At 61.9% G+C, this 19437-nt stretch carries 20 protein-coding genes; 10 read left to right on the plus strand and 10 right to left on the minus strand.

Annotated features, from left to right (window positions below):
• Positions 1–41: 41 nt before the first annotated feature.
• Positions 42–629: a UPF0149 family protein gene (locus O5O48_RS11580; RefSeq protein ID WP_228246104.1), complete on the minus strand. Its 588-nt coding sequence runs from the start codon at positions 627–629 to the stop codon at positions 42–44.
• Positions 630–749: 120 nt separating this feature from the next.
• Between O5O48_RS11580 and recQ the strand changes: the two genes are divergently transcribed.
• Positions 750–2879 (plus strand): DNA helicase RecQ, encoded by a 2130-nt coding sequence (gene recQ, locus O5O48_RS11585; RefSeq protein ID WP_269687074.1) that lies wholly within the window; start codon positions 750–752, stop codon positions 2877–2879.
• Between the two features lie 12 nt (positions 2880–2891).
• Here recQ and O5O48_RS11590 read toward each other — a convergent pair whose 3' ends face one another.
• Entirely contained in the window at positions 2892–5069 is a 2178-nt protein-coding gene (locus tag O5O48_RS11590) for a patatin-like phospholipase family protein (RefSeq protein ID WP_233048178.1), read from the minus strand.
• Positions 5070–5229: 160 nt separating this feature from the next.
• On the opposite strand from O5O48_RS11590, the gene O5O48_RS11595 reads away from it, so the two are divergent.
• Complete coding sequence (locus O5O48_RS11595) at positions 5230–6048, plus strand: UDP-2,3-diacylglucosamine diphosphatase (RefSeq protein WP_269687075.1); 819 nt, start codon at positions 5230–5232, stop codon at positions 6046–6048.
• 6 nt (positions 6049–6054) lie between these two features.
• On the opposite strand, the gene O5O48_RS11600 is transcribed toward O5O48_RS11595, so the two are convergent.
• From O5O48_RS11600 to O5O48_RS11610, 3 genes are all read right to left on the minus strand, one after another.
• Positions 6055–7434 carry an adenylate/guanylate cyclase domain-containing protein gene (locus O5O48_RS11600; RefSeq protein ID WP_269688697.1) on the minus strand — a complete coding sequence of 460 codons (1380 nt, stop codon included), beginning with the start codon at positions 7432–7434 and terminating at the stop codon, positions 6055–6057.
• 188 nt (positions 7435–7622) lie between these two features.
• A complete protein-coding gene (locus O5O48_RS11605; protein WP_088273745.1) occupies positions 7623–8192 on the minus strand; it encodes an HD domain-containing protein in 570 nt (189 codons plus the stop codon).
• 103 nt (positions 8193–8295) lie between these two features.
• Positions 8296–8622, minus strand: a complete 327-nt coding sequence (locus O5O48_RS11610) for an Mpo1-like protein (protein ID WP_228246101.1) — start codon at positions 8620–8622, stop codon at positions 8296–8298.
• 206 nt (positions 8623–8828) lie between these two features.
• On the opposite strand from O5O48_RS11610, the gene O5O48_RS11615 reads away from it, so the two are divergent.
• Positions 8829–9860, plus strand: coding sequence for an AraC family transcriptional regulator (locus O5O48_RS11615; protein WP_269687076.1), 1032 nt, complete (start codon positions 8829–8831; stop codon positions 9858–9860).
• 5 nt (positions 9861–9865) lie between these two features.
• Positions 9866–10432, plus strand: a complete 567-nt coding sequence (locus O5O48_RS11620) for a nitroreductase family protein (RefSeq protein ID WP_228246099.1) — start codon at positions 9866–9868, stop codon at positions 10430–10432.
• A gap of 1 nt (position 10433) precedes the next feature.
• Here the strand turns inward: O5O48_RS11620 and O5O48_RS11625 are convergent, their stop codons facing one another.
• The 5 genes from O5O48_RS11625 to O5O48_RS11645 form a co-directional block, all read right to left on the minus strand.
• On the minus strand, positions 10434–11762 hold the full coding sequence (locus O5O48_RS11625) for a HAMP domain-containing sensor histidine kinase (RefSeq protein ID WP_269687077.1): 1329 nt from the start codon (positions 11760–11762) through the stop codon (positions 10434–10436).
• Positions 11763–11783: 21 nt separating this feature from the next.
• Entirely contained in the window at positions 11784–12131 is a 348-nt protein-coding gene (locus O5O48_RS11630; protein WP_233048173.1) for a Spy/CpxP family protein refolding chaperone, read from the minus strand.
• A gap of 103 nt (positions 12132–12234) precedes the next feature.
• A complete protein-coding gene (locus tag O5O48_RS11635; protein ID WP_233049883.1) occupies positions 12235–12915 on the minus strand; it encodes a response regulator transcription factor in 681 nt (226 codons plus the stop codon).
• On the minus strand, positions 12912–13331 hold the full coding sequence (locus O5O48_RS11640) for a hypothetical protein (RefSeq protein ID WP_228246096.1): 420 nt from the start codon (positions 13329–13331) through the stop codon (positions 12912–12914). The genes O5O48_RS11635 and O5O48_RS11640 overlap by 4 nt, the downstream gene beginning before the upstream one ends.
• Positions 13332–13346: 15 nt before the next feature.
• Entirely contained in the window at positions 13347–13649 is a 303-nt protein-coding gene (locus tag O5O48_RS11645; RefSeq protein ID WP_228246095.1) for a YciI family protein, read from the minus strand.
• 168 nt (positions 13650–13817) lie between these two features.
• Here O5O48_RS11645 and O5O48_RS11650 point away from each other — a divergent pair, with 168 nt between their 5' ends.
• From O5O48_RS11650 to rluB, 6 genes are all read left to right on the plus strand, one after another.
• Positions 13818–14672: a PHP domain-containing protein gene (locus O5O48_RS11650; RefSeq protein WP_269687078.1), complete on the plus strand. Its 855-nt coding sequence runs from the start codon at positions 13818–13820 to the stop codon at positions 14670–14672.
• Positions 14673–14702: 30 nt separating this feature from the next.
• Positions 14703–15347 (plus strand): L-threonylcarbamoyladenylate synthase, encoded by a 645-nt coding sequence (locus O5O48_RS11655; protein ID WP_088273754.1) that lies wholly within the window; start codon positions 14703–14705, stop codon positions 15345–15347.
• Between the two features lie 124 nt (positions 15348–15471).
• Positions 15472–16650, plus strand: a complete 1179-nt coding sequence (locus O5O48_RS11660; protein WP_235005723.1) for a tryptophan--tRNA ligase — start codon at positions 15472–15474, stop codon at positions 16648–16650.
• Positions 16651–16653: 3 nt separating this feature from the next.
• Positions 16654–17529, plus strand: coding sequence for a segregation and condensation protein A (locus O5O48_RS11665; protein WP_228246093.1), 876 nt, complete (start codon positions 16654–16656; stop codon positions 17527–17529).
• Entirely contained in the window at positions 17510–18385 is an 876-nt protein-coding gene (gene scpB, locus O5O48_RS11670; RefSeq protein WP_269687079.1) for an SMC-Scp complex subunit ScpB, read from the plus strand. The genes O5O48_RS11665 and scpB overlap by 20 nt, the downstream gene beginning before the upstream one ends.
• 64 nt (positions 18386–18449) lie before the next feature.
• The gene (gene rluB, locus O5O48_RS11675; RefSeq protein WP_269687080.1) at positions 18450–19352 is read left to right on the plus strand and encodes a 23S rRNA pseudouridine(2605) synthase RluB; all 903 of its coding nucleotides are present in this window, start codon (positions 18450–18452) and stop codon (positions 19350–19352) included.
• The last annotated feature ends 85 nt before the right edge of the window (positions 19353–19437 follow it).

Below are 19437 nucleotides of genomic sequence, written 5' to 3' on the forward strand. Positions count from 1 at the left end.
CGCGCGCAGTTCGTCATGTCTGCTGCGCGCACCCGTGTGGCTCAGGAACGTTTCAACAGGGCTGGACGAGGCTTTTCTTCCGGGGCGTGGAACAGCAGGAAAAGCTGGGTGAGTACCTGCGGAATGTGCTCGACCATATCCTCGACCATGTCTTCGTCCTGCTCGATCTCGGCGAACTCGGGTTGATCGGCAAACAGGCCGGAGCCGACCATGACCGGCAACAGCAACTCGCTGACCAGCTCTTCGTCATTGCTGAACCAGGCCTCCTCACGCAGGAAAACCCCCTCCATAAAGCCGATACACCAGCTGCGCAGGTCCGAGTAATCGGGCTCGTCACCCAGGGTCAGCTCACAGGGCAGTTCGAGATCCTCGTCGCTGGCCAGCTCGCGAGCGATGCGGGCCTTGAGCTCCAGCAGGGTGCCGATGATCTCGTCCTGCTGCGCGGGGCTCTCGTAGGGCGGGGTTTCGGCGAACAGCTCGGCCAGCAGTTCCTCGTCGGCAACCGGCTCCGGGCTGATGGCCAGTGCGCTCAGGTAGCCACAGGCGGCCATGTAGTCCAGCGCTTCGTCGTGCAGGTCATCGGCGTCCAGAAAAGCTTGCAGGCGCTGGAGTTGGTCATTGAAGGACATGGGACACCTCTCATTGTTTGTTCGGTCATTTTACGCATGCCCCGGGCAATTGCCAAAGACGTTATACTCTGCGGCCGCTGATTCTGCCCATCAACGGAATCGGATCTGGTGAGGAGACCCATGCGCGAGCAAGCACTGCAGCAACTCAGGAACGTGTTTGGCTACGGCGAATTCCGTGGTCAGCAAGCGGATATCATTGATCAGGTGGCCTGTGGCGGCGATGCGCTGGTCTTGATGCCGACCGGTGGTGGCAAGTCACTGTGCTATCAGGTGCCCGGGCTGCTGCGTGAGGGGCTGACAGTGGTGGTTTCGCCGCTGATCGCGTTGATGGACGATCAGGTCGCGACGCTGAACGAGCTGGGGTTGACGGCGGCGGCGCTCAATTCCACGTTGAGCGAAGACGCCCAGCGCGAGGTGGCCCGGCAGATGCGCGCCGGTGAGCTGCAGTTTCTCTATCTGGCCCCGGAGCGTCTGCTCAAACCCCGTACTCTGAATTTTCTGCAGTCTTTGCCGATTGCCCTGTTTGCGATTGACGAGGCGCACTGTGTTTCCCAGTGGGGGCACGATTTTCGCCCCGAGTATCTGCAGCTGGGTCAGTTGGCAGAGCTGTTCCCCGGCGTGCCGCGCATGGCGCTGACCGCCACGGCGGATGAACGTACCCGCGAAGAGATGGTCCAGAGGCTGAAACTGGAGCAGGCTGCCTGCTTTGTTTCCGGCTTTGATCGCCCCAATATTTTTTATCGCATCGTGCCCAAGGATAAGCCCCGTCAGCAGTTGCTCGGTTTTCTGCGCGAGCACAAGGGGGACGCCGGCATTGTCTATTGCCTGTCGCGCAAGAAGGTAGAAGAAACCGCCGCCTGGCTGTGCGAGCAGGGCTGGCCTGCCTTGCCCTATCATGCGGGCTTGCCGCAGGAGTTGCGCTCCACGCATCAGCGCCGCTTCCTAAATGAGGAGGGGCTGGTAATGGTCGCGACCATCGCCTTCGGTATGGGTATCGACAAGTCCAATGTGCGCTTTGTCGCTCATCTGGATCTGCCCAAGAGTGTCGAGGCCTACTACCAGGAAACCGGTCGTGCCGGCCGTGATGGTCTGGCTGCCGACGCCTGGATGGCCTACGGCCTGCAGGATGTGCTGATGCTCAATCAGATCATGGCCGGCTCGGAAGGTGACGAGCGCCATAAACGCATTGAGCGGCACAAGCTTGACGCCATGCTGGCCCTCTGCGAACTGACTACCTGTCGCCGGCAGACGCTGCTGGGCTACTTCGGTGAAACCCTGGAGCAACCCTGCGGTAACTGTGACAACTGCCAGGAGCCGGTTTCGACCTGGGACGGCAGTGAGGCGGCGCGGATGGCGCTGTCGACGATCTATAGAAGCGGTCAGCGTTATGGCGTGGGTCACCTGATCGACATTCTGCTCGGTCGCGATAACGAGAAGATTCGCAGCGCCGGTCATCAGCACCTTTCTACCTACGGGATTGGCAAGTCACTGGGTGAGAATGAATGGCGCTCGGTGTTCCGCCAGTTGATCGCCCTGGCTCTGGTCGAGGTGGATCTCGATGGCTATGGCAGCCTGCGCCTGAGCGAACGCTGTCGTCCGCTGCTGCGTGGCGAGCAGAGCCTGCAGCTGCGCCGTGATGTCAGCAAGCCGGCAGCCTGGGGCAGCCGGGGCAGCAACAAGCCGGTGATTGCCGAGGCTGATCGCGCCCTCTGGGAGTCGTTGCGCACCCTGCGCAAACAGCTGGCGGACGCTCACGGTGTGCCGCCCTACGTCATCTTCACCGACAATACGCTGGTCGATATGCTGCGTCAGCGGCCGACTACCCTGCAGGATATGGCACTGGTCAGTGGCGTCGGTTCGCACAAGCTTGAGCGCTATGGCGCTGATTTTATTCAGGTTCTGGCCGGTGATGGAGCGGCGGCACAGGCTCAGGAGACCCGTGATGCCCATGAGGCGATTGCCATGGTGCGCGCCGGAATGAGCCCGGAACAGGCAGCCATGCAGCTGGGGCAACCGCTTCGCAAGGTCTACGGTCAGCTGGCGCAGGCGATTACCACCGGCAACCTGACCCTGGAGCAGGCTATCGACATCGGACCCGCTCAGCTTGAGCGGTTGCAGGATGCCTTTCTCAATTTCGACGGCGAGGATCTGCCCGGCGTAAGAACCCTGGCGCGTGAGCTGGACGAGCCGGTTGACGAAGGGGTGTTGCACTGCATCCGTGCCGCACTGGTGCTGGAAATCAGCGGCTAGGGGGCTGCCGGTTCAGAACGTCTGGCCCAGCTTCATATACAGGGCCTCGTGGCCCTCTTCGTTGACGCCCAGCCCGAAGAACAGCGGGCCAACCAGCGTATCCATGCCCATCAGCAGGCTGCCGGCACCGAAGTAACCGGTATCGAACCCGGCATCGTCGCGGTTGTATACGCGGCCGTACTCCAGGCTGGCGCCCAGGTAGAAAGGCAGGCTGAGCGTGTTGAAGTAGCTGGGTGCCAGGCGCCGATAATAGACCAGCCGGCCGAGCTGGTAGTTCTGACCGGCCAGACCGTCCTGGCGGAAACCGGAAAACCAGCCGGGGCCGCCGAGACTGAAGCTGCTTTGCGCCACATCCACGTCACTGTCGGTACGACCGATAAAACCGCCCAGTTGCAGGCTGTTGGGGCCGAAGCCGAAGGCTTTGTTGACCCTGAGCTCGATCTGCTGGTAACGCGCGTCGGCCCCCAGATCCGGCTCGGACTGGCGCCAGCTCAGGCGCGCCTCTTCCCCCGAATGCGGGAAGTTCACATCGTCCAGCGTGTCGCGGTCGATCTCCAGCGAGTAGAAGGCTTCGTTGAAGTCGATGGAGGGCAGGTCGGGGTCGCCGATGCGTACTCGCGAGTTGCCGCGGTAGCGCGACAGGCCGAAACGCACTTCACCGCTGTTGGCGATCTGGCGGCCCAGATTCAGGCCGGCACCATAGCGTTTCTGGCGGTAGCCAACGATCGGATCGTCGTCGTCGATAACGTCGATGTTGCGCGCTTCGGCATCGATAAAGGGCGCAACAAAATAGCGTGAGCCATAGTCAAGCGGCTGGTAGAACTCGGTATAGAGCTCCTGTTCCGACCCGACCTGCAGCCGGGTCAGCCATTCCGCGCCGAGCGGGTTGAGACCGTTGACGCGAAAGCTGGCGCCAACGTTGTACTGACTGTCGCCTTCAAAGTCGTCTACCAGATTCAGGCCCAGACGCAGATAATCGGTGCCGGTGCGGCGGCCAGCCGTATGTACCAGCAGGGTGTTGCGGCCCTGGTCGTGGACGATTTCGTAGGTGACTCGGCTGAAATAGTCGGTGCCGTAGATGGTGCCCATGTCGGTTTGCAGGCGGGCCAGATTCAGAGGCTCGCCGATTGGCTGGCGGATCATGCCGAGCACCACCTCGTCGGCCACCTTGCCGCTGTTGTCCACTTCGATGGCATGAATGATGGCCTGGCGCTGAGGCCTGCTGCTGGCCAGGTTGCCGCCGCTGTCGGCACCGTCCGGGGCGACGAATGCCAGCACGCCATTGGCCTCGGCGAGGCTGCGGGCGCCGGCATCAATGGCCTGCTGTGCGTCGGCGAAGCTGCTGAACCCCATGTTGCCAAGCGCCGGTTGCAGCAGCAGGTCACGATCGGTCAGGGTGGCAAGCTGCTTCTCGGTGTTGGTGCGGGTCAGCAGGGTTGTTGTCTGGTCCATGATGTCGAGCACCGAGGTCAGCTCGCTGGCAGACTTCAGCGGAGTGCCGATGTCAACCACGATGACCCTATCCACGCCCATGGCGCGCGCGACGTCGATGGGCACGTTCTTGCTCAGTACACCGTCCACCAGCAGGCGGCCATCCACTTCGACCGGGGCGAAGAATCCGGGCAGTGCCAGGCTGGCTCGGATGGCCAGCGGCAGATGCCCGTGGTCGAATACCACGGCTTCACCTGTGGCAATGTCGGTCGCCACGGCACGGAACGGGATAGGCAACCTGTCGAAGTTGTCGATTTCATTGGTGTGGACCAGCAGGCTTTCCAGCACCACTCCCATGTTCTGGCCCTGCAGCAGGCCAAGCGGCAGGCTGAGAACGCCGTTGTTGAAGGTGAGCCGTTGCTTGACCAGGAAGTCGCGGTCGTCCTGTTTGCGACGGTAGGGTATGTCTTCGCGCTGGGGGGAGTCACTCAGCGCATCCTGCCAGTCCAGTTCGAGTGCGAGCTTCTCCAGTTCTTCGGCACTGTAGCCTGAGGCATAAAGGCCGCCGATGACCGCGCCCATGCTGGTGCCGGCAATGGCGTGGATCGGGATGTTGAGTTCTTCCAGTTGCTTCAGTACGCCGATGTGGGCCAGGCCACGGGCACCGCCGCCGGACAGCACCAGACCGGTACGCAAGGGTTCGGCCGCGGTCCAGCCCGAAAGGATCAGCAACAGTAACGGCAGCAGGCGTTTGAACATGGTGTGGGTCCGGATAAGGCAACGGCTGGAGGCCGCCATTGTATACGAAGCGGCGAATTCCTGCGGTGCTGTGGTGTTGTCATATTGCGGTCATCCGGATGACACAGTCCGGTCACCGCCGGACGGTAGCGTGAAGACAACTTCCCGAGGAGGCAGGCGCATGAATACAGCGGTGTTGTTGCCAGAGGCGCAAAAACAGCGGGTCAGGACGCTGTGGATATCGGATCTCCATTTGGGCACGCGCGGATGCCAGGCCGACAAGTTGGCGACCTTCCTCAAGTCTGTCGAGTGCGATCAGCTGTATCTGGTGGGCGATATCATCGACGGTTGGCGGCTGCGCAAGGGTATCTACTGGCCCCAGGCGCATACCAACGTATTGCGGCGTATCCTCACCATGAGCAAGCGCGGCACCCGGGTAACCTATGTCACCGGCAATCACGACGAGTTTCTGCGGCGCTACTCCACGCTGGTGCTGGGCAATATCGAACTGGTTGACGAGGTGGTACATCAGTGCGATGACGGCCGCCGGCTGCTGGTAATCCACGGCGACCAGTTCGATGTCATTACCCGCTGCCACCGCTGGCTGGCCTTTCTCGGCGATCACGCCTATGAGTTCAGTCTGGTTCTGAACCGCTGGCTCAATCACTGGCGTTCGCGCTTCGGCCTGGGCTACTGGTCATTGTCAGGCTATCTCAAGCATCGGGTGAAGAAAGCGGTTAACTTCATCAGCGAGTTTGAGGAGGCGCTGGCGCACGAATGCAATAAGCGCGGTCTGGATGGCGTGGTGTGCGGGCATATCCACCATGCCGAGATCAGCAGGGTCAGCGGTATCGATTATCTCAACTGCGGTGACTGGGTCGAGTCCTGTACGGCGCTGATCGAACACCAGGATGGCCATATCGAGCTCTATCGCTGGCATGATGCTCAAGCGCAAATGCTGCAGCCGGTGAGCGACGCGCTTGAGGAGCGGGCGGCCTGACGCCGTCTAGACAATGACCTTGTCGCGTAACTTGCGGGCGGCCTGCTCCAGTGCCTTGATGATCTGTTCCTTGTCATAGTTGCGAACGTGAGTGGTATCCAGATACATCGAAAAACCGGTCAGCTCGTGCTCCACATAGGTCGGCGCGGCGCCCAGTTCGCGGCGCAGCCCGACCACTTCGTAAATCTGCACCGGTCGTGAGAAGCCTTTCACGCTGATCTGGCCCTTGTCGCGGCACATGATCAGTTCCTTCACCAGGGAGTAGGTCTCGTGCGAGATCAGAATCTCGCCGGCGTCGGCTGCGCCCTCCAGGCGGCTGGCCAGATTCACCTCGCGGCCGATGATGGTGTAATCCATGCGGGTCGCGGTGCCGAAGTTACCGACGGTGCAGTAACCGGTGCTCAGCCCCATGCGGATTTCCAGCGGCTTGGTGATGCCGCGGCTGCGCCACTGCTGGCGCAGCACCTTCATATGCTTGCGCATGGCAATGGCCATGGAGACCGCAGCCTCTGCGTCCTGCTTGGCGCCACGTGTTGACGGGTCGCCGAAGAAGACCATGACGCAATCACCGACGAACTTGTCGATGGTGCCACCGTATTGCAGGGCGATACGCGACATCTCGTCCAGGTAGTTGTTCAGCAGGTCGGTCAGGGCTTCGGCTTCCAGCTCCTCGGCCAGCTCGGTGAAGCCGCGAATGTCCGAAAAGAATACGGTCAGCTTCTTGCGTCGTGTTTCCAGTCGAGCGCTGCGTTTACCCGAGAAAATGGATTCCCAGACCTGCGGCGACAGGTATTTGGAGAGGTTGGCGGCCAGCCGTGACGTCTTCTCCTGCTCGCGTTGCAGCTGCTGCTGGGCCTGTTCCAGGTGGCGGCCCTGGCGATGCACGAATGCCGCGACGATCAACAGGAAGAAGCCTCCGCTGATAAGGCTGACCAGGGTCACCAGATTCGAGCTGGCGAAGACCAGTTGTGGCTGAAAGGCTGCCGCGCCCAGCAGGGCGCCGGCGATAGTCAGCAGACTGCCGGCGATCAGGTAGGGTGAGCCACCGGCAATCAGGCAGGAGAAGCCTACCAGCAGAAAGAACATCAGGCTGGGTACCACGGTGAATCCGAGCACCGCCATGAACGCGCCGGTATGAACGGCATCGAGGGCAAGCAGGGTAAGGCGCTTGGTGGTTGAGTGTTGGGGCGGGACCTTACGGCTGATCAGGTGAGCCAGTTGCGGATAGGCAAGCGCATAGAGAATGCTGATCAGATAGGCCAGCTGATGGCCGCGTTCGACCAGCACGGCGCTGAAGGTCAAGGCGACGCACAGGTAGGCAATGGTGCGCGAGTAATAACCTTCAAGGGGCGGTTTGGCGAGCGGTTTGTGGGTGTCGGTGATCATGTTCAGTCGAATCCGTGGCCGGGCAAGAGCACCGAGCGGGTGTCTGTGACTGGGCATGATAGGCCGTAATCCGCACGGCGGACAATGCCGCGCGGACAGGCTGCGAGTTGCTGGCGAGGTGTGGATTAATGCCGCGCGTAACCGGGCGTAGCGCAATGCCCGGTGCGTGCGCCGTCCACGCTGCTCGCCTAGACCTTGTAGATACTGTTGCGCGGTTTGGCGAACACGCGGCGCAGCATGGGTTCGAAGAATTCCAGCGGCTCGCTTTCATAATCCGGATCAAAGGCCGGTGCGTCGTACTTGGCGCAGAACTCGGCGGTGTACTGATACTGCGGATGATCCTTGAACTGGTCGCGCAGATGCCGATCCATGCCGAGGTGGTGGAAGAAATAGTAGCCCTGGAAGACGCCGTGCTTTTCAACCATCCAGAGGTTCTCCGGGCTCACAAACGGCTTGAGGATGGCGGCGGCAATGTCCGGGTGGTTGTAGCTGCCCAGGGTGTCACCGATATCGTGCAGCAGCGCGCAGATGACATATTCCTCATCCCGACCGTCACGGTGGGCGCGCGTCGCGGTCTGGATCGAATGTTCCAGGCGATCGATCGGAAATCCGCCGTAGTCACCGTCCAGCAGGCGCAGGTGGGCGAGGATGCGGTCGGGCAGATTCTTGGCGAACGGACGGAAGTGCTCGGAGATGATGCTCCAGTCTTCTGCGGTTCCTTCCTGCATGGCACGGAACGTGGCGTGTTGCTCACCCATGATGGATCTCCTCTTGTTATCTGTTTTGGGTCAGGCTGCAGGCATCATAGAGGCGATAGCTGGAGGTGACTGTCGCTGTGCTGACATTCAGGCGATTCACCGCTCAGAAGCGGATTCGGCCGGTCAGCGCATCGCGCAGCATGACCCAGTCTCCCAGAAAACTGTAAAAGGGATGGGTAAAGGTCGCCGGCTTGTTGTGTTCAAAAAAGAAGTGGCCAACCCAGGCAAACCCGTAGCCGGCGATCGGCAGGGCCAGCAGCCACCACAGATTGCCGCTGAGCAGGCTGTAAAGCAGCAGGATGATTACCAGACTGCTACCGGCGTAGTGCAGGCGGCGACAGGTGTCGTTCTGGTGCTCGCTCAGGTAGTAGGGGTAAAACTCGGCAAAGGTGCTAAAGCGAGTCGGTTCGGGTGTGCTGGATGCTGGCATGATAGCGGTCCTGTAGGTGGCAGAAACGGTTGAACTCGGCCGCTGAGGCGCGTGACATTAGCTTAGAAAATGCAGTAATAGACCGGTATGGCTATCGCGGCCAAGTCGAGCTGCGCAGGTTTTTTATTCGCCTGCACTTTTAGTCTATGATCGTCCGCCGGATACCAAAAACGAACGTCTGAATCCGCTCACAGCGGCGAGAAATCATGGATCGCGCAATACGGACCACATCAGCAGGTTGGGTTTCTGCCATCGGCCACGCTCTGGCCGTCGACGGGCTGGACATTGCTGCAATATTCCGCGAGCTGGGGCTGGATGCCGAGGTGCTGACCGACCCGGATGCGCGGATCAGCCAGGACAGCATGACCCGGGTCTGGCAGCTGGCGGTCGAGCGCAGTGGCAATCCGGCTATCGGCCTGAACATGGCAAGGGTAGTGCGGCCAGGTCATTTCAGTGTGGTCGGTTACTCGCTGATGTCCAGTCGCACGCTGCGAGAAGGCTTTGGCCGGGTGGTGCGCTATCAGCGGCTGATCGGCGAGTCGGCCGATATGGTAATGCAGATCGAACCTGATACCTGCCGGCTGCAATTTGCCATCCACGGCGATCGGTTGCCCGCAGCGCGGCAGAGCGTGGAGGCAGCCATGGCTTACGCGTTGGCGTTCTGCCGCTGGATGACCGCGGAACCCATTGTGCCGCTCAAAGCCACCTTCGCCCGACCCGAGCCACAGGTCACCACGCCCTATCGCGCACTTTTCGATTGCCCGCTGGAGTTCGATGCGCCGAGCTATTCGCTGCTTATGTCCCGTCAGTTGATGGAAGCGCCTCTGGCTACCGCCAATGACAGCCTGGCCAAGTTGCACGATCGCTTTGCCGGCGATTTTCTGGCCCGCTTTGAATCCGACCCTGTCACTCACCAGACCCGTCAGGTACTCTGCCGCCTGTTGCCCCAGGCCGAGCCCAAGCGGCAGACGGTTGCCAGTGCCATGAACATGAGCACGCGGACCCTGCAGCGTCGCCTGCAGGAAGAGGGTGTCAGCTTCCAGCAACTGCTTGAGCGCACCCGCCGGGAACTGGCGCTGCAGTATCTGGGTCAACCCCAACTCACACTGTTCGAGATCGCCTGCATGCTGGGCTTTGCCGATCCGAGCAATTTCTTTCGTGCCTTCAAGCGTTGGTTCGGCCTGCCGCCGGGCCAGTATCGTGAACAGGTACTGCAGGACCAGTCCGAGGAGGAATGATACCCGTGGATGCCTTGACCCTGCTGCATGAGCGGGTTTCCGTGCCGCGCCTGGTTGGCCCGGCCCCGACTGCCGAGCAGCAACAGGCGATGTTTCTGGCTGCCCTGCGGGCGCCTGATCATGCCTATCTTCGTCCCTGGCGTTTTCTGGTCATCGAAGGTGGCGGTCTTGACGCTCTGGGTGAGCTGTTTGGCCGGGCCGCGCTGGCCGATACGCCGGACCTGTCGGCGGATACGCTGGCGCGCTATCAGGGGTTGCCGTTGCGGGCGCCGCTGATGATTGTGGCCATCAGCCGCCATCAGGAACACGCCAAGGTGCCGGTGATCGAGCAGGATCTGGCCTGCGGTGTTGCCGTCGGCAACATGCTGCTGGCAGCACATGCGATGGGGCTGGGGGCGGTTTGGCGTACCGGAGCGCTGGCCTATCACCCGGTGGTGCGTCGCGGGCTGGCGCTAGAGGAAAACGAGCACATTCTGGCCTTTCTCTACGTCGGCCATCCTGCCGGAGAACGCAAGGCGGTGCCGGCCCTGGACGTTGATCGGTTCTTCACTCGCTGGCCGGCACAAGATTGACTCAGTGCTGAACGGTCGGCAGGCTGATGTCGACCCGCAGTCCGCCTGCCGGATTGTGTGAAAAGCACAGACGGCCGCCGTGTCGCGCGATGGCCCGCCGGGCAATCGTCAGCCCCAGACCGTAGCCACTGTCCTGACTCTGGCCCGGCACCCTGAAGAAGGAATCACCAAGTTTGTCCAGCCATTCATCGGCAACCCCCGGACCCTGATCATCAATCCGAATCAGTGCCTGCCCTGCGCTGCGGCGCAGGCTGATCTGAATCTCGCCGTTCTCCGGGCTGAAGCGCACAGCATTGCGAAGCAGGTTATCGATGGCGGCTGCCAACTGGTCCGGCCAGCCGTGGAGCGTTAAACCGGTTTCACCGCTCAGGGCAATGGCAAGATCGGATGCGCCAAAGCGCGCATCCTCAACAATCTCGGCAATCAGCGGGTCCAGGGCAAATGCGCTGGCCGGCTCGCGCCGGGTATCCAGCCGGCTGAGGGTCAGAATGCCGTCAATCAGTTGGTCCAGGCGGTCGCATTCGCGATCCAGACGCTGCCAGAGCGGGTCATCGGCTGGCAGGTTCTGCTGGCTGCCGAGCGCCAGTCCGACGCGAAGCCGCGCCAGCGGCGAGCGCAGTTCATGGGATACATCACGCAGCAGTTGCTGCTGGCTGTCCAGCAGTGTCTGGACCTGCTCGGCCATGCTTTCGAAACGGCGGGCCAATTCGCCAAGCTCGTCGCGACGAGCCGTGGTTTTTTGCAGACGCTGTGCATTGAACTCGCCTTTGGCCAGCGACTGGGCAGCAGCGCCCAGATCACCCAGCGGGCGCGTCAAATAGCGGCTCAGCAGCAGACTCAGCAGGGCCAGCACAACGACCGCCAGACCAATATTGAGCAGCAGGGTTAACGGGGTGCGTTGACTTCGCCACAGGGTTGGGGCGGGTACATGAAGGGCGATGATGTAGCTGGCCTGGTCGGTAGTCCAGGCCAGCTGAAACAGGCGTCCTGGTCCGGGGGGCTGTTCTGGTGGTCCCGGAGGTACGTGTGACTCGGCCTGTAGCCGCGGCCGGCGCGACAGGGTGCCAGGCAGCAGGCTGTCGCCGGCGGCGTCAAACAGTCGAGCGCGCAGGCGATGTTCGCTGCGTTGCCGTTCGAGCCACTGCTGAGCGGCGCTTGGGCCGCTCTGCTCGTAGACGGTTGCAAGCTGCGCTGCAAAGTCGCGCAGCTCGGGATTCAGTTGCAGCAGCAACCAGTCCTGCTGCAGGGCGCGACTGACCAGAAAGCCTGAGCCGCCGACCAGCAGGGTTGCCAGCCAGAGTACGGCAAATACTTTCCAGAACAGGCGCATGCAGCGTTCTCTTGGTCAGGTTCAGCGGTTACAGGGTTCGCCGCGCGACAGGCGGCCTTCGCGGCGTTCCTGCATCTGCTCGCGGCGCTGTTCATGCAGTTGTTCCATCTTTTGCCGTTGCTCGGCGGTCAGGACGGCATCAAAGCGCGCCTTGCTTTCCTCGCGCAAGGTCTGGAACCTGGCGCGCTCTTCTTCACGAATCTGGCTCAGCTGGGCTTTTTGTTCGTCAGTCAGCGACAGCTCTTCAGCCATGCGCTCGAAACCGCGCTGGTGCATTGAACCGTCCCGAGGCTCTGCAGGTGCGGCCATCAGGCCGGCAGACAGGCTCACAGTCAGCAGCAGGGTAGTAGCAAGCAGGGTGTTTTTCATGGTCGTTCTCCGTGGATATCTGACCGGGAAATCCGCTCATTGCCTGCAGAGTCTAGTGATCCTTTTGTCAGCGGCGGCCTGTATTGGGTAAAGACTGTGTAAATCAGCTGCCAAGCAGATAGCCGCGTCCGCGGATCGACTGGATGCGCGGGCGACCGTCCGGGTACGGGCCCAGCTTGCGGCGCAGATTGCTGATGTGCATGTCGAGGCTGCGGTCGTAGGCGCCCAGTGGCTTGCCGAGCGCCTCGCGCGATAGTGTCTGGCGGTCCACTACCTGCGCGGGCCGGGTCATCAGCGCACGCAGAATCAGTGCTTCGCTTTGAGTCAGTTGCAACGGCTCGTCGTCCAGCCAGGCCATCAGGCTGCCGCTGTCCAGGCGCAGGCCGGCATGGGTCAACACCTCGCCGGCGCTGTCTTGTGACGGCTGGCTTCGGCGCAGCAGCGCCCGCAGTCTGGCGACCAGTTCGCGCGGGTCGCAGGGTTTGGCCAGATAGTCGTCAGCGCCCAGTTCGAGGCCGAGAATGCGGTCCACCGGTTCGCCGCGCGCACTGAGCATCAGCAGGGGAGTCCTGCAGCTCTGGCGCAGTTCGCGGAGGATTTCCAGTCCGTTCATGCCGGGCAGCATGACGTCCAGGATGATGACGGCAAAGTGATCGGAGCGCGCAGCCTGGAGGCCGCTGGGGCCGTCGTGGCAGGCGCTCAGGGCAAAGCCGTCGGTGGCAAGCCAGTCGGCCAGCAGGTCGCAAAGTTCCTGATCGTCGTCGATGATCAGGATAGGGGTCAGTTCAGCCATTCGCGGCGTTTCTGGCGGCCCAGCTTGGCCAGCATGAAGCCCAGCAGCAGGCTGCCGGCAACCGTCAGTCCGCCGACCAGGAACCAGCGCTGCTGTTGCGCGACCAGGCGGCTCTGTGCCTCCATGCGCGCTGCCAGATTATCCGCGCGCAGTTGCTGATTTTCTTCCTGCAGCTGGCTGATCTCTTCCGATTCGCCACCGGCGGCGAGCTGGTCGGCGAGGCGCTGACGTTCAGCTTCCACACTGGCCAGTTCGGCCTGGAGCGTGCCGATGTCCTGTTGGCTGTTCGCCGTTGCGCTCGGCGCTGTCTCGGGTGCGACTGTCTCGGGCACGGTATCGGCAGTTTGTGCTGTCGCGGCGTTGACCAGGCCGCACAACATTAGCGCAAGGGTGAATGGTCGTAACATGGGCAGCATCCTTGATCAGGCCGGAAATACACGCTTGAAGGGTTTGACGGTGACCTGCTGGTAGACGCCGGCTGCAACATAGGGATCGTTGTCGGCCCAGTGCTGTGCATCATCCAGTGACGGGAACTCGGCGACCACCAGGCTGCCGGTAAAGCCGGCGCTGCCCGGATCTTCGCTGTCGACTGCCGGCAACGGCCCTGCCAGCAGCAGGCGGCCTTGCTCCTGCAGTGTCTGCAGGCGGGCCAGATGATCCGGGCGGGCGGCCAGACGGGCGGAGAGACTGTCGGGGGTGTCGGTAGCCATGATGGCGTAGAACATGCGGAATCCTTGCTGTGTGATTCGGGCGGACAAATGCAGGGTGGCGAGCCGGCGGACTCTTTCGCAGGCTGCGTTGATTCACGGGCGGACTTACCTGCCTGAGCGTATAGCCGGCATAATAGGCGAAAGTCCCGCCGTGGCGTCAAGCGGCCCGCCAGGAGAGTTTTCGTGATTGTCGACTTGCACATGCACAGCACCGCCTCTGACGGCAGTCTCAGCCCCGAGGCGCTGATGCAGCGCGTCCACGCCGCCGGCGTTGATCTGGTCGCACTGACCGATCACGACTGTATCGATGGCCAGGCAGAGGCCGCAGCGACCGCCCGCGCGCTGGGTGTCCGATGGGTCAGTGGGGTGGAGATGTCCGCCCAGTGGTTTGGCCACACATTGCATATTCTGGGTTATGGATTTGACCTCGATGCACCTGCAATGGTGGATGCGCTCGCAGCGGTGCGCGAGGGGCGCTGGAGCCGCGCTCATCAGATCAGCGAGCGGCTTGCGGGCAAGCGTATGCCTGGTGCGTTCGATGGCGCGGTGGCGGTTCAGCAGGCCGCGGGCGGCGATGCGTCGCAGCCGCCGGGGCGCCCGCACTTTGCCGAATGGATGGTGCAGGCCGGTCATGTTCGCGACCACGGTGAGGCATTCCGCAAGTGGCTCGGTGCCGGCAAGCTCGGCGACATTCGCCAGCATTGGCCGACCGTCGCCGAGGTCGTTAGCCAGATTCGGGCTGCCGGCGGAGTAGCGGTTATTGCGCACCCCTGGCATTACGGGCTGACCCGCAGCAAGCTGAGAGCGTTGCTGCGTGAATTTGCCACTGCCGGAGGCCGGGGCATTGAAGTGGTGAACGGCAAGCAACCGGTCGACCAGGTGGCCTATCTGGGCAAGCTGAGTGTCGAATTCGGTTTTCTGGCCAGTTGTGGCAGCGATTTCCACAGTCCGGATTCGCCCTGGACCAGCCTGGGTAACATGACGGCTCTGCCGGCCGATTGCGATCCGGTCTGGGAGGATCGTGTGTTCTGCGGCTAAACTGCGGGTAAACCATTTCAGAGACGGCTCATGAGTCAATTCTTCCAGATCCACCCGAATAATCCGCAAGTCCGCCTGATTCGTCAGGCGGCTGACATCGTTCGGCAGGGTGGCGTGATTGCCTACCCGACCGACTCGGCCTATGCGCTGGGCTGCCAGTTGGGCAACAAGGCCGCGCTGGAGCGAATTCGGCGCCTGCGTCAGCTTGATGACAAGCACAACTTCACGCTGGTCTGTCGGGACTTGTCCGAGCTGGGTGTCTACGCCAAGGTAGACAACACGACGTTCCGCCTTCTCAAGGCGGCGACTCCCGGGCCCTATACCTTCATTCTGAATGCCACCAGTGAAGTGCCTCGTCTGTTGCTGCATCCCAAACGCCGCACTATTGGCCTGCGCGTGCCGGATCACCAGATCACGCTGGATCTGCTCGAGGCGCTGGGCGAGCCTTTGCTGAGCGTAACGCTGATCCTGCCGGACGATCCGTTGCCGCTGACCGATCCGGAGCAGATTCGGGATCGGCTGGGCAAACTGGTTGATCTGATCATCGATGGCGGAGCCTGTACGGTCGAGCCAACGACTGTGATCAGCCTGCTTGACGGTGAGGCGGAGTTGCTGCGCGAGGGGCGCGGTGATCCGGAGCCGTTCGGTCTGAGTCGCGATGAAAACCTTGACTGATTGCTGTCGGGCGCTGACGCTTGGCGCTTTATCGGTATAATCGCCGCTGGTTAACCATCTCAATACGTCTTTTCAGGAGTTCCCCTTGAGTTCTGTCGATTCGCAGCGCCGGGTTTTGTCAGGCATGCGTCCCACCGGGCGTTTGCATCTGGGCCACTATCACGGTGTGCTGAAAAACTGGGTGAAGCTGCAACATGAGTACGAGTGCTTCTTCTTCGCTGCCGACTGGCACGCGCTGACCACGCACTACGAAGATCCGCAGAGCATCGAGCAGAACGTCTGGGACATGCTGATCGACTGGCTGGCAGCCGGTGTCAGCGGTACCTCGTCAACCCTGTTTATCCAGTCACAGGTGCCCGAGCACGCAGAGCTGCATCTGCTCCTGTCGATGGTGACGCCGGTCAGTTGGCTAGAGCGCGTACCGACCTACAAGGATCAGCAGGAAAAGCTCAAGGATCGCGATCTGGCAACCTACGGCTTTCTGGGTTATCCGCTGCTGCAGAGTGCCGATATTCTGATTTACCGCGCCGGCCAGGTGCCGGTTGGTGCTGATCAGGTCGCGCACGTTGAGATTACCCGTGAAGTGGCGCGTCGCTTCAACCATCTGTACGGCAAGGAAGTCGGCTTCGAAGAAAAGGCCGAAGCAGCCGTCAAGAAAATGGGCAAAAAGGCCGCCAAGCTGTATTCCTCGCTGCGCAAGGCCTATCAGGAGCAGGGCGATGCCGAGGCGCTGGAAACGGCTCGTGCGTTGTTGAAAGAGCAGCAGAACATCACTCTGGGTGATCAGGAGCGCCTGTTCGGTTATCTGGAAGGCGGCGGCAAGGTCATCCTGCCCGAGCCGCAGGCGCTGCTGACGCCTGACTCGAAAATGCCGGGTCTGGACGGTCAGAAAATGTCCAAGTCCTACGGCAACACCATCACCCTGCGCGACACCACCGATGAGGTATCCGAGAAGGTGCGCCGCATGCCGACCGATCCGGCCCGCGTGCGCCGCAACGACCCGGGCGATCCGGCCAAGTGTCCGGTCTACCAGTTGCATCAGGTGTATACCGACAAGGCCACCCACGACTGGGTGCAGGAAGGCTGCCGCAGCGCCGGTATCGGTTGTATCGATTGCAAGAAGCCGATCATCGACGCGATCAGCGCTGAGCTTGAGCCGATGCAGCAGCGCGCGGCGGAGTATGAAGCCAACCCGGACGCGGTGCGCATGATCCTCAACGAGGGCACCGAGCGCGCCCGTGACGCCGCGCGGGACACCCTGATCGAAGTGCGTCAGGCCATGGGCCTGCAGTACCGCCAGTAACCGATGGCTGACCCAACGCAGGACGCTGAGGTCAGCCCCGACTCCGATGCCCCGGTGGATCGCTCCCGGGGTGTCGGGCGGCAGCAGGAGCTGCCCCTGGCTGTCGTCTACGGCGAGGCCTACACCGAGGTCCCGCAGGATCTGTATATCCCCCCTGAAGCCCTTGAGGTTTTTCTAGAAGCCTTTGAAGGCCCGCTCGATCTGCTGCTCTATCTGATTCGCAAGCAGAACATCGATATTCTCGACATCCCGGTTGCTGAAATAACGCGTCAGTATATGTCCTACGTCGAGTTGATGAAGGCGGTGCGGCTGGAGCTGGCGGCAGAGTATCTGGTGATGGCGGCGATGCTCGCCGAGATCAAATCTCGCCTGTTACTGCCGCGCCCCGAGGAAATGGAGGATGACGAAGGCGACCCGCGTGCCGAACTGATCCGCCGGCTGCAGGAGTACGAGCGCTTCAAGAAAGCCGCCGAGGATATGGATGCACTGCCGCGCATGGGCAGGGAAACCTGGGCTGTACGGGTCGAGGTAGGTGAGCTGCCCAGCCGGCGTGCCCATCCGGAGGTCAGCATGCAGGAGCTGCTGCTGTCGCTGTCCGAGGTATTGCGCCGGGCAGAAATGTTTGAAAGCCATCAGGTTACCCGCGAGGCGCTGTCGACCCGCGAGCGCATGGCCGAGGTGCTTGACCGGCTCAAGTCAGGGCAATTCGTGCCCTTTGTCAGCCTGTTCACCGCCAGCGAAGGCAAGCTCGGCGTGGTTGTTACCTTTATGGCGGTGCTGGAGCTGGTCAAGGAACAACTGGTTGATCTGGTGCAGAACGAGCCGTTTGCACCCATTCATGTCAAGGCGAGGGGAGAGGATGAGTCAGCCGCCGATTGAACACATCATTGAAGCCGCCCTGCTGGCTGCCGGTCGCGCGTTGTCGATCGACCGTCTGCGCGAACTCTTTGATGAAGACCGGATGCCGGGTTTTGACGACGTTCGCAAGGCGCTGGAAAAAATTGCTGCCAGTTACGAGGGGCGGGCGATCGAGCTGCGCGAGGTTGCCAGCGGCTGGCGCCTGCAGGTGCGCGAGGCTTACGGCCCCTGGGTGGCGCGGCTCTGGGAGGAGCGCCCGCAGCGTTATTCCCGCGCTCTGCTGGAGACCCTGTCGCTGATTGCCTACCGCCAACCCATCACCCGCGGCGAGATTGAAGACATCCGCGGCGTGGCGGTCAGCACCCAGATCGTCAAAACCCTGCTGGATCGCGAATGGGTGCGTATCGTCGGGCACCGAGATGTACCGGGCCGCCCTGCGATGTACGCGACTACTCGCCAGTTTCTCGACTATTTCAATTTGCGCAGCCTGAACGAGCTGCCGCCGCTCGCTGCGGTGCGTGAAATGGATGAGCTGGACCTTGAGCCTGAGCTGGCGTTGTCTGGAGAGAGTGAACAGCCAGTGTCTGTTGATGGGGCAGTGGATGAACCCTGGCTCCCGGTTGAGCCGCTCAAGCCACTGGATTCAGTAGAGGGGCAGAGCGGTTTCCGTAATCTGCTTGATGAGCTCAATGCGATGGAAGCCAATCTCAAGAGTGATTTTGATGACATGCCGGTCTCGGACATGCCGGTCTCGGACATGCCGGTCTCGGACATGCCGGTAGCGGACATGCCGGTCTCGGACATGCCGGTAGCGGACATGCCGGTCGCCGATGAGCACGATCGACCAGATGATTCCGACGAAGAGCCTGTGAACTGATATAGCTGGCGCAGGGCGTCGGTGTTATCCTGCTCGGCTTTTATCTACACCGGGAGGTGCTCCAATGACCGACGAATTTGAAGTAAACGATAGCCCGGCGGCCCCCGCCGCAGGCGAAAAGCTGCAGAAAGTGCTGGCCCGCATGGGGCTGGGCTCGCGCCGCGAAGTGGAAGGCTGGATCGCAGCCGGTCGCGTCAGCGTAAATGGTCAGCGCGCCGAGCTGGGCTGCCGTGTCGACAGCATGGATCAGATCAGTGTCGATGATCGCCCGCTGCGGCGTGACCTGAGCACCGAGGTTGTGCGCCGCGTGATGCTCTACAACAAGCCCGAGGGCGAGGTCTGTACGCGCGATGACCCGGAGGGTCGCCCGACGGTCTTTGATCGCCTGCCGCGTCTCAAGCACGGCCGCTGGATCAATGTTGGCCGTCTCGATATCAACACCAGCGGTCTGCTGCTGTTCACTACTGACGGTGAGCTGGCAAACCGGCTGATGCACCCGTCCTGGCAAATGGATCGCGAGTACGCGGTGCGGGTCATGGGCGAGGTGGATGACGAGATGATTGAGCGTCTGAAGGAAGGTGTCATGCTGGAAGACGGTCCGGCCAAGTTCACCGACATTGTTTCTTCTGGCGGCGAAGGTATCAACCGCTGGTTTCACGTCTGCCTGATGGAAGGCCGCAACCGCGAAGTCCGCCGTCTGTGGGAGTCGCAGGGCGTGCGCGTCAATCGTCTGAAGCGGGTGCGCTTCGGGCCGGTCTTCCTTGGGGCAGAGCTTCCGGTCGGTCGCTGGCGCGAGCTGAAACAGAACGAGCTGGATGCTCTCAGCATGGAAGTGGGGCTGGAGCCGATTGCCCTGCCGGCGATGAAAACCAGCGACAAGGAAAAACTGCAGCGTCTGGCCCGCAAGCCGTCCATGCATCAGGCTCGTCAGCCGCGTGGTGGGCGCAAGCCGACGCGCTCGCGCTGAGGTGTTTGTAAGCAGGCGTGACAGATTACTGTCACGCCGCGTCATCTCCGGGTTTCGGCGTCATCGGTTCGCCCTTTGCACCGTT

Origin of the sequence: Halopseudomonas sp. MFKK-1 (assembly GCF_027474385.1) — a bacterium.
In the GTDB taxonomy this organism is placed as follows: Bacteria; Pseudomonadota; Gammaproteobacteria; order Pseudomonadales; family Pseudomonadaceae; genus Halopseudomonas; species Halopseudomonas aestusnigri.